A 9,589-nucleotide genomic window follows, 5' to 3' on the forward strand; every position below is an offset into this window, starting at 1 on the left:
ATCATGTTTGGTAGGCTCAAGGACTGGCGACGCGTAGCAACCCGATACGACAGATGCCCAAAGGTCTTCCTTTCGGCAATCGCACTCGCCGCAACCGTCATCTATTGGCTATGAGTCCTGACCCTAGGGTCGCCGTTTTAGGCGATATTTGAGGTTACTCGTAACGGCGACTAAAAGATGAAACCTGAAATTTCCGAATTTTCCTACGGATTTGCTCTCACAAATGAACTCGTCGGGTGGGTAGCCCTATCGGCTGCGCCCGTCTTCCCAAGCCTGATTGAGGAGGGCAAAGCAGGAGGTGGTTACGACGTGAAGCTCGACAGGCCGGGCGTCCCGCTGTTCCTGCAATTCAAACGATCACACTGCATGGTGCGCCGAACGGCAAAGGAACATCAGACCGTCGTCGCCTCGGGCGGAACACTGAATGTTCCCTACTACCGCTTTCCCATCACAGAGGCATTGACGTCCGATCAACACGAGCTCCTGCTGGAGTTGGATGACGGCTCAAACCTCGTCTTCTACGCGGCTCCCCGCTTCCATAGGAGAAACGAGATCAACCAGGCGTGGAGCAGAGCGGATGTCGCCCGGCGCTCGCTGTTCGTGGCACCATGGACCATAGGCCCGCTTGATGACGCACAGCACCATGTCGCATTCGACGGCACGAATACATGGCTGTGTTCTGAACCCCGCGCCCTAGAAGTGCTAACCAGTCGGGGGTTGCAAGACAGGCTAAACGGTTTCCTTAAGGAGCATGATCAGCCACTTGGAGAACGCCTGCCGTCGCTGGTGGCAGATATGCGTGAAGCTGAACGGCGCGGACGGGAGAAAGCCCAGTTGCGCCGCAGCTCGCGGACGCCCCAAGCCGCATCCCTATCAGATCGCGAAGACGTTTCGGTGGTCGAAACTTCAGACCGAAGGTTCATTTTCGAAGATGAACCGGTCGCAGCAAGTGCGCCGGAACCCGCCCCCCCGGTATCGCGTGAACCAATTCCACTCGACGGTGAAGCGGCGACTCTCCGGCATGCAGCCGACATCGCAGCTCAAGTGTTCGAAACGCAAATGGTCATCGTCCAGCCAAAATGATCCTACATTCCGTCACTGGAGCGGCTTGACGAACATCTGCCAGTAAGTTTCCGCTGCACCCTCAAATGTCAGCTTTTGGTTCTTCCCTTGGCCGAAATGCGCCATGCCCATGCTCCGCAGATACAGGGTTTGCTCATCGGCCTCGACGGTTAGGTTCTCATTGAACCCGTTGGTGTCTGCATTTTCGGTCGCAGTGTAAGCAATGCCCCCCATATGCCGCCCACCCATGAATACGGTACAGCGGCTCGCAGCCTGACCGTTATGGTAGGCAACCGCGCTGAAGCGATTTGCGTCAAGCCTGCGGAACGCCCCGTCAACTTCGGGATTGCGAACAGACAATTCAGAAAGCGAGTTCTCGAAATATTTTGCCATGAAATCAAACGCCTCGGTCTGGAAAGCATCACGATCACGGTCTGTGAACGTTTTGGCCACCCGCAGATTACTTGACCGGGTCACTTGATCCGGTGTCGATCTGTTGACTGACTGCGTGTTTTGCATGGCGGGTGCCACTGATGGCCTGATGATCGCTTGTGGACTACCTATGCGTTTTGCTGCTGCCTGAACGGCTTCGGCGACGAGACGGAACGCATGGTCGATGTCCGGCCATTGCGTGACCGGGCGGCCGTCCGTTGGCGTGGCCATCAGCTTGCCGAAGGGTGCGCCATGCCAGAGGCAATCGCGCAGAATGACCGGGATCACGATGGCCTCTCCCGCCTTGTGCCGTTCCAGCGCACGGGTCATCTCGATCTCATAACAATAGTCAGAGTTTAGAAAATCCGGGCTTACCAGCAGCAGGATGATCTCATCGGCTTCAATGTGCGCGTCGATCTCACCGGCGAAGTCCTGCCCGGCCTCAATCCGGCGGTCGTGCCAGGTCTCTATCAGGCCTTGACGCTGAAGGATTCTGAGCTGGCGTTCCAGCTGGTCTCGTAGTGCCTCGTCAGCGTGGCTGTAGGAAAAGAAAACAGTCGTCATGTAAACCCATCATTGAAAATCAGTGAACACCATTGCGCGCCAAGATTTGTCGCTCGGTGCCTTCACGCCCTATTAGGGAGGCCATCTTCTGAGCCTTCTCGTATCCTTCGGGCAGCTTCGCGACCTCTGCCCTCAGTTTATGACGCTCCAGATGCTGGACGTTTGGCATGAGAAGCGTTCGATCTCGCACCACGACGCCCGTCACGACGACCGGCGCATTAATCTGTCCGATTTCCTTTGACGCTTTGAAGCTGTGACCATGGTGGGCAAGCCGCTCCTTGATCGCATGGATCAGCACCCCGGGAACGCTTTGCCCAGAAACTGTTATGTCATCGACATACACGCTAACCTGGCATCCGGCATCACGGGTCAGCTGATCAATCTCGTCCCACATGTCAGCGTAGGCCCAGAAGGCCAGCGATGGGCTGGCAGGGCTTCCGGCTGGCAGAACCCCGTTCAGCGTTGTGAGATCAAGGAGGACCTTCACTACGTCGGGAGGGCACCCGAGATATTTGCCAAAGAACCATGCTACCTTGCTGGCCGTGCAGCTCGGATAGAAATCTTCGATGTCGAGAAGATGGAACGCCGCTGCACCGCGATGCCGTGCGGCATTGTCGATGTTCGAGCGACCGCGCACTGGCGACATCAGGTAGTCAGGAGTTTTCACCCGCAGCAGCAACTCTCCGATCCGCCGTTGAATACGCTTCAGATCGCCCCGTGGTGCAAGGACAGGACGGAATGTTCCGTCTTTCTTCTTCTTGCGCAGAGGCTTATAGAGATCGGGTGCGGCCTTCAACTCAGCAAACTTCTCGGAACTGGTCTGTAATAGTTTGAACAACTTTTTGCGTGTGCTGCACCGATAGAGGGCACATTGATCGAGGGCATAGGACTTGTCGCGACGCTTCGTCATGATGACGCTCGCTTCCGCTCGATCATCCGAAGAAAATCAAGTATCTTGTCAGCGACAACCCCACGCGCTTTCTCGATAGCGCCCGGCGTCGTGCCTTCTGTCAGCTTCTCGTCAAAAAACCAGATCGAGCTGACTGGCAGATCAAACTCTTCGGCGTATCGTGCAACGATTTCATGACTTGGCACTTTCCGGCATCGTTCGATATCAGAAAGGTGCGATTGAGAAATATCGAGACGTTCCGCCAACTCGTTTTGTTTCAGGTCATGGAAGACCCGGATCAATCTCAGTGCTTCACCTAGCATTCTCGGTCCTCCTTTCGCCAAATGCGAACATTAAGGGTCGCGCGGTTAGTCGCCGGACAACCGGGACAGCCATTCGATGAGGTCAAAGAGTTTCTCCATCCCCCAGGCTACCCAGAATGCGCCCTTTAACAGGCGAGACTTCCACGTCGGCTTGCGCTTCCGTTTTGTCCCGCGTGTCCCACGCTGGCTGATCTCGTCGGTGTCGTAAGCCATGTTATGGCCTCCTCTGCTGGCCCTGCCGCAGGATTGCGGAAGGGTGTCGCCACCAGCGCGAGGAACGGAGAGACCGTCCTTATCCCTTATGCTGGCCCCCCGGGGTCGCCCGGGGGGCCGCCGCCCCGCCGCCGCCACAGGGGCCGCTTGGGGGGGTAGGCGTCAGAGGGAACTAGCCCCTCCACGGATCGGTGAACCGACCCTAAGTACAGCGATTTTATTCCGAACCGGACCAAAGCCCGGCATACCGATAACAGTAAGATAGGGGCTCATTCTTGCGATACAAGATCGCTATGGGCGATTTTTTATAACGCCTACATCAGGGGGCTGTCTGCCCCCGCGCCGGTCGGCGCTCCCCCGAAGGATATTTTCGGGAAGATGAATGTCAGATACGATGATCCGGCTCTGTCACCCCCGCGACCTGCTCCAGGATCACGGACGGAGAAACACCGATCGCGCGGGCAAGCACGACCAGTTCAATGACATCGATCCGGCGCTCACCGCTCTCGATCCGAGCAACCAGGGACTGATGACACCGAAGACGCGCGGCCATTCCGGCCTGGGTCAGGCCTGCCGCTTTCCGGGCGTTAATCAGCGCCTCGCATAAGGCCGCGTGACCCGTGCTTCTGATCGTCTTTGTCATGCCGCTGCGCACCCCTCTGCGCGCAAGCGGTAATCTGCTTTTCAGATTATCTAAAAAGTGGATAATTAGGCGCAACAGCGTTTCCCCCCTGACCCAAGGAGATATCCAATGAACCTGACCAAATTCACCGAGACAGGGGAGGCCCTGACGCAACTGAATATCCAGGGCTATGTCGATACCGAAACCGCCCGGCATCTGATTGCCGAAGGGCTCGCAGAACCTCAGCGCATTCGTGTCGAGATGCGTAACTTTCCTTGCAAAGATTTCGAGGGGATCGCCCTAACGCTTGAAGGCAGCCTAGCAGCAAACAAGCTGGACCAGCAGGCGGCTCCCCTGCCCGGACTATCGGACACCCGGCATTCCATCATGGGACCAGAGCTTGCCGACAGCCAGCGGGCGGTGACCATCGGCTATCTCAGGTGGCTTGGCGAAGATGGTTTGTCCCAACTGGATCGCCAGTTTGCGTGGGGCTGGTGCCCTGACATGCCCAATGAACCGACAGAGGTGATCGACCTCCCCCTGCCCTTGCTCAGGACATCCCGCCGCAAGACGGCCCGGAAACCTGCCGACAAAATCGGCCCGGTTGACTCCGAGTTCGACCAGAAGGCCTTCATGGACGAGCTGTGGGGAGAAGACTGAGCCAGCCCGGACCGGAGACCTCCGAATATCGGAGGGCCGGGCTGGCGGTGGCATCTGCTCGGTCTTCTTTGTCCGCCCCAGCAAACTTGACAGAGCGTGCTCTACTGGGAGTAGAGTTTCGAGGGCATGATAGTTTGCCCGGCTTAAGTAAAAAGGAATTTCATTATGGCTGTCGAACATATCGTTCAGAACGGGAAAGTTCACAAAGGAAGCAAGGGCGGAACCACTGGCTGTGGTTTTGACACCCGAGAGCACCCCACCCATTGGGTGAATACGACCAAATCCATCACCTGCGATAAGGACGGGTGCAAAAACTAAGCACCGTTCGTGTGGTAATGCTCTCTCAGGGCCACATCTGCGCGGCGTGAAGCACGCGCAGCACCGTTACTGTCGCTACGGTTTCGGCATAGATCACGATGTAGTTGGGCCGGACCACCAGTTCCCGTGTACCCTCGACCCTGCCCGGACGGCAGCGCTTCGGGTGTGCCGGGAGCTGCGCCACCTTGCTCTGGATTTCCTCCATCAGGGCAAGAGCTGCATCCGGGTTGTCGTCCGAGATGTAATCGACAATCGCCATCAGGTCCGCGACCGCCGGGGCCTTCCATTCGAGTTCAGGCACGGCGCTTCCCGTCGATCAATGCGCGCGCTTCGCGCATCACCTGGTCATGCGGCGTGGCCGGGCGTGGATCGGCCAGTGCCTCCTGCACCTTGGCCCGGAACCAGGCATCGTATGCCTCCGGGTCTGCGGTCAGCCCGGCTGGCATACCGCCTTCGGCTGCTACGCGGGTCAGCAGGATACGCACTGCATCGGACAGGGTCAGACCGACACCGGCCAGCGCATCGGCGGCCTCTGCCTTGAGGTGGTCGTCCACGCGAACGTGAAGCATCGAGGTTTGAGCGGGCATGGCGTGTCCTCCTTGGGTTTCCATTATGTATCTCAATTGCGATACATGCAAGTCCGACATGGATATGAACCGCTTGCCGTTCGGCGGTGCTCTTGAAGGAAGTGAGTATGTGTTTCCCCCGCCTTCTGGCGGGCGAACGACAATTTGGTTGCGCGACGCGGAATCAAATTGTCTAGTGAGTACACATACTCACTTCCTTCAACCGGAGGCTCCCATGTCCGCAGAACCCCGCAAGCTCCTTGACGAAGGCTGGTCCAGGGTCCGGGGCAGCATGCAGGGCCTTCAAGCCGATGGGAAATCCTTCGGCATCATGCGAACCGCGAAGATCAAGACGCTCGGCAATATGGGGGCCAGCCTTCAGCACAGCTTTCGGGAACGTGAGACCCCGAATGCCGATCCGGACAGGACGAGGGACAACACGATCCTGGTCGGTGGCGACAACAGCAAGGATGTTCTGGCAGCGTGGAAGGCACGGGCTCCGGAGAAGATCAGGACGAACGCAGTGCACGGTCTGGAATACTTCATCGGCGGCTCGCCCGAGAAGATGAAGGCCATGTCCAGGGAGGAACAGGACACCTATTTCCGGGATGCGCTCAGCTGGATCGAGAACCGGCACGGAAAGGAAAACATTCTCTCGGCCATGATCCACCGCGACGAGACCACGCCGCACATGACGGTGATGACCATCCCCCTCGATGACAAGGGCAAGCTGAACTGCCGGTCGTTCGTGGGGAACAAGAAGGCACTCTCCGACCTCCAGACGGACTTCGCGGAAAAGGTCAGCGAGAAGCATGGTCTTCGGCGCGGCATCAAGGGCTCCACAGCGCGGCACGAGCGCGTGCAGCGGGTCTATGGGGCCTACATGTCCGGAGAGGGCGCTGTCGCCCTCCCTGAGCGCGTCAGAGGCTCCCTCCTGCGCGGCGGAAAGGAAAGCGATGCAGAGTGGCATGCGCGGGCGACAGAGGCCGCCACAGACGCGCTCCGCGGTTTCCAGATGAAGATGCGGGAAGAAAAGCTCGACATGGAAGCGCAGCTGAATACCGCACATTCGATGATCCGCTCCCTTCAGGAGCTGAAGCAGAGCTACAAGGCCCAGCTCGACGACGCGCGCGGAACGCTCTCCCGGTTGGTTTCCAGTCTGGAAATGGCGGACAGGGGCGCCGAGGCGAATGCAGCTCTCGAATCTTACGCCGACCTGGAGATCAAAATCCTCGACGGGGACCTGGGCGTTCTGAAGGATGCGGCCGGTTCCCCGGACCGGATCGACAGGATCGCCGAAATTTTTGACCGGGCCGTGCCGGAAGGCACGGCGATGACCGACGAGCAGGCCCGTTTCGATCGAGCGTTGGACCTGACACTGGACGCCATGGCGGACGGCAAGGTCGCGAAACGGAAAGACCCGGTGCGCATCGCGATCGAGGCACGCGCCTTCCCCCATATTCAGAAAGTTCTTGCTCATCTGGCGCAGGATCAGATCAATCCTCCCTTCAGCAGCCGGGACGAACGACTGGCGTTCCGTGCGGAAATCGAAGGCTCTCTTTCAGAGGATCAGCTGGCGGCCCTCAAGCAGGGTGACGAGACAGTGCTGGAAGACGTCCTCGGCGACCATCTTTCTCAGCAGCAACAGCTCAGCCTGGCGCTGGCCTACTTCGATCATGGGGACATTGATGTCGATGCCGGTGTTCGTCGTGGCATCATCGAGCTGCTTGTAGATGCGGAGTATGGCCAGAAGCATCAGGATCCAGGGCTTCGGCACTGATCAGGCGCGACGACTTATCCACAGGCTGCGTGATCTTCGAGGGTGTTAAATATGTGTTAGATTCAGTGTTACGCCTTAGATGATCTGGGGTATTCACCTGAATTTAATGAACCTTTCAGATATCACGGTGTGTAAAAGCACGAAGGTGGGTGGGTGATAACACGAAAAATGGTGGGTAAAAGCACGAATCTCTTGACCATGGTGTGTGAAAGCACGAATGTGGCGACATGGTGGGTGATAACACGAATTCACGGTCTCCGCTCCTACCGGATCGGATGCAGCAGGCCGACTTCTTTGTCTGTGACATCTTCGATGCCGCACCCAAGGGTGATATGGCATCTATGGAGCACCCGATCTTCTCAATTTCAACGAAGCCGGATCGGCACATCCGCCGGTACGAAAACGGGCAAAACTTCGTTGAAGTTACCCCTTCAATGAAGGGGCTGGCAACGGTCCATGACCGTGACGTGCTGATCTATTGTATCAGTCAATGCATCGCGGCGTTGAACGAGGAACGAGAGGTCAGTCCGACCATACGATTCAGGGCATATGACCTGCTGAAGGCGACGAATCGTGGTACTGACGGACGGGGATATGAACAGCTCAGGGCTGCCCTAGAACGGCTTCAGGGAACTGTGATCACGACCAACCTTATCACGGGCGGTAAAGAAGAGTTCGATGGCTTCGGATTGATCGACCGGTTCAAAATTGTTCGTGAGACACGCGACGGGCGGATGCAAGAAGTAGAAATCAGGCTTTCTGATTGGGTGTTCAACGCCATCCGACATCGCGAAGTGTTGACCCTGCACCGGGACTATTTTCGTCTGCGCAAACCCTTGGAAAGACGTATTTACGAACTCGCCCGCAAGCACTGCGGGGCGAAGAAAGAATGGAAGATCGGACTCGCAAAGATGCAGGCCAAATGCGGTTCCAGCTCCACCGAAAAGGAATTTCGCCGCTTGGTCATGAACATCGTGCGTCAGGATGGGCAACATGCTCATATGCCAGATTATGCCGTTCGGATGGAAGCCGGCATGGTGGTTTTTACCAACCGGCGTAGCGACCAAGCCGGAACTGCTCTCCCTGCCCTCCCACACATCCGGCTCGACCCGGAAGCCTACCATGACGCGCGGTCTGTCGCGCCGGGATGGGATGTGTATGTCCTGGAACAGGAATGGCGGGAGTGGATGACGGAACCGCCGCGCAACCCCAACGCCGCCTTTATTGGGTTCTGCAAGAAAGTCTTCGAAAGACGCGGAAGACCTTAGCCAGAACCATTTTTCTTGTCCGACAGCAAAAGCTCAAGGCCCTGCCAGAGCGTGAGGTCGCGGTCCCGGCAGAAGGCCCGGAAATCATCGACAACACGTTTTGGCCCCGGAATTGAAACCTTGTCCTGAGGTTCCTTGCGCTTCGGGCCAGGCTTCAACCGTGTGGAGGCTTCCCGGCTAACAAAGCCCAAGGACTTCCCTGCCTCGACAGCCTTCTCAACAGAACCCGGTTCGACCTTAGGCCGCGTCTTGGAAGAATCTGAGGGCTTGGGGAGGTCGATACCGCCTCCAAATCCGTACTTGCTCATGCTGCCCTCTCCTTCGTGAGGGCATGAATGACAGCTTGCGCATAGTCACGAGCGTTCTCAATGGCTCCAGTCACCTGCTTCATGGCCTTGTCCGTAACAGATGCCGTCTTGCCTTCATGCTCACCAGTGACGATGTCGGGCAATTCGGCCAGAAGCACTCCGTCGCGGAAGATGCGCGTATACCTGAAGGCGCACCGTACAGCGACCAGTTTGGGCGTTAAGAAGGGGGGCGTGGACGCCTGATTGGTCGGACGAAGGGCGGCATGAATACGAAGCTACATGCCATCTGCGACAGCCATGGTCGACCTCTCAACCTGTTCGTCACCGCCGGTCAAGTCAGCGACTACATCGGCGCTCGGGCTTTGTTGAGCAGCCTATGTATTGACCCAGCGGAATCTGCTCAGGTTAAGCCGCTAATCTGAATGCCTCGGCAGGCGTGCGCATGGCAAGCGCCTGGTGAGGGCGGCGGTTATTGTAAAAGGCAATCCAGTCACCGATGACGCGCATCGCATGTTGGATGCTTTCGAAGCGGTGGCGATGCACGCACTGCTCCTTGAGCGTCCGAATGAAGCGCTCGACCATGC

At 57.7% G+C, this 9,589-nt stretch carries 13 protein-coding genes and 2 pseudogenes; 6 read left to right on the forward strand and 9 right to left on the reverse strand.

Annotation, left to right across the window (positions count from 1 at the left end):
* Positions 1 to 114: pseudogene (locus H7828_RS22490) on the forward strand (IS5/IS1182 family transposase); the annotation flags it as partial.
* A 63-nt stretch (positions 115 to 177) separates the two neighbouring features.
* On the forward strand, positions 178 to 1,083 hold the full coding sequence (locus H7828_RS22495) for a hypothetical protein (protein WP_226783296.1): 906 nt from the start codon (positions 178 to 180) through the stop codon (positions 1,081 to 1,083).
* Positions 1,084 to 1,095: 12 nt separating this feature from the next.
* Here the strand turns inward: H7828_RS22495 and H7828_RS22500 are convergent, their stop codons facing one another.
* The 5 genes from H7828_RS22500 to H7828_RS22520 form a co-directional block, all read right to left on the reverse strand.
* Positions 1,096 to 2,058 carry a toll/interleukin-1 receptor domain-containing protein gene (locus tag H7828_RS22500; protein ID WP_226783297.1) on the reverse strand — a complete coding sequence of 321 codons (963 nt, stop codon included), beginning with the start codon at positions 2,056 to 2,058 and terminating at the stop codon, positions 1,096 to 1,098.
* Positions 2,059 to 2,077: 19 nt separating this feature from the next.
* The gene (locus H7828_RS22505) at positions 2,078 to 2,968 is read right to left on the reverse strand and encodes a reverse transcriptase family protein (protein ID WP_226783298.1); all 891 of its coding nucleotides are present in this window, start codon (positions 2,966 to 2,968) and stop codon (positions 2,078 to 2,080) included.
* Complete coding sequence (locus tag H7828_RS22510) at positions 2,965 to 3,270, reverse strand: helix-turn-helix transcriptional regulator (protein ID WP_226783299.1); 306 nt, start codon at positions 3,268 to 3,270, stop codon at positions 2,965 to 2,967. The genes H7828_RS22505 and H7828_RS22510 overlap by 4 nt, the downstream gene beginning before the upstream one ends.
* A 45-nt stretch (positions 3,271 to 3,315) precedes the next feature.
* Positions 3,316 to 3,483, reverse strand: coding sequence for a hypothetical protein (locus H7828_RS22515; RefSeq protein ID WP_226783300.1), 168 nt, complete (start codon positions 3,481 to 3,483; stop codon positions 3,316 to 3,318).
* A 385-nt stretch (positions 3,484 to 3,868) separates the two neighbouring features.
* Positions 3,869 to 4,126 carry a helix-turn-helix domain-containing protein gene (locus H7828_RS22520; protein ID WP_226783301.1) on the reverse strand — a complete coding sequence of 86 codons (258 nt, stop codon included), beginning with the start codon at positions 4,124 to 4,126 and terminating at the stop codon, positions 3,869 to 3,871.
* A 108-nt stretch (positions 4,127 to 4,234) separates the two neighbouring features.
* Between H7828_RS22520 and H7828_RS22525 the strand changes: the two genes are divergently transcribed.
* Positions 4,235 to 4,765, forward strand: coding sequence for a hypothetical protein (locus tag H7828_RS22525; protein ID WP_226783302.1), 531 nt, complete (start codon positions 4,235 to 4,237; stop codon positions 4,763 to 4,765).
* A 343-nt stretch (positions 4,766 to 5,108) separates the two neighbouring features.
* Here H7828_RS22525 and H7828_RS22530 read toward each other — a convergent pair whose 3' ends face one another.
* Positions 5,109 to 5,384, reverse strand: a complete 276-nt coding sequence (locus H7828_RS22530; protein ID WP_226783303.1) for a type II toxin-antitoxin system RelE/ParE family toxin — start codon at positions 5,382 to 5,384, stop codon at positions 5,109 to 5,111.
* Positions 5,377 to 5,670, reverse strand: coding sequence for a type II toxin-antitoxin system RelB family antitoxin (gene relB / locus H7828_RS22535; protein WP_226783304.1), 294 nt, complete (start codon positions 5,668 to 5,670; stop codon positions 5,377 to 5,379). The genes H7828_RS22530 and relB overlap by 8 nt, the downstream gene beginning before the upstream one ends.
* A 214-nt stretch (positions 5,671 to 5,884) precedes the next feature.
* Between relB and mobV the strand changes: the two genes are divergently transcribed.
* Positions 5,885 to 7,429 carry a MobV family relaxase gene (gene mobV / locus H7828_RS22540; protein WP_226783305.1) on the forward strand — a complete coding sequence of 515 codons (1,545 nt, stop codon included), beginning with the start codon at positions 5,885 to 5,887 and terminating at the stop codon, positions 7,427 to 7,429.
* A gap of 275 nt (positions 7,430 to 7,704) precedes the next feature.
* Positions 7,705 to 8,697, forward strand: coding sequence for a plasmid replication initiator TrfA (trfA, locus tag H7828_RS22545; RefSeq protein WP_226783306.1), 993 nt, complete (start codon positions 7,705 to 7,707; stop codon positions 8,695 to 8,697).
* Here the strand turns inward: trfA and H7828_RS22550 are convergent.
* Entirely contained in the window at positions 8,694 to 9,005 is a 312-nt protein-coding gene (locus tag H7828_RS22550) for a hypothetical protein (RefSeq protein WP_226783307.1), read from the reverse strand. The genes trfA and H7828_RS22550 overlap by 4 nt on opposite strands.
* A 180-nt stretch (positions 9,006 to 9,185) precedes the next feature.
* On the opposite strand from H7828_RS22550, the pseudogene H7828_RS22555 reads away from it, so the two are divergent.
* Positions 9,186 to 9,382: pseudogene (locus H7828_RS22555) on the forward strand (IS5/IS1182 family transposase); the annotation flags it as partial.
* Positions 9,383 to 9,410: 28 nt separating this feature from the next.
* Here H7828_RS22555 and H7828_RS23045 read toward each other — a convergent pair.
* Positions 9,411 to 9,587 carry an integrase core domain-containing protein gene (locus H7828_RS23045; RefSeq protein WP_226780788.1) on the reverse strand — a complete coding sequence of 59 codons (177 nt, stop codon included), beginning with the start codon at positions 9,585 to 9,587 and terminating at the stop codon, positions 9,411 to 9,413.
* Between the last annotated feature and the right edge of the window lie 2 nt (positions 9,588 to 9,589).

Source organism: Oceaniglobus trochenteri (assembly GCF_020529025.1).
In the GTDB taxonomy this organism is placed as follows: Bacteria; Pseudomonadota; Alphaproteobacteria; order Rhodobacterales; family Rhodobacteraceae; genus Oceaniglobus; species Oceaniglobus trochenteri.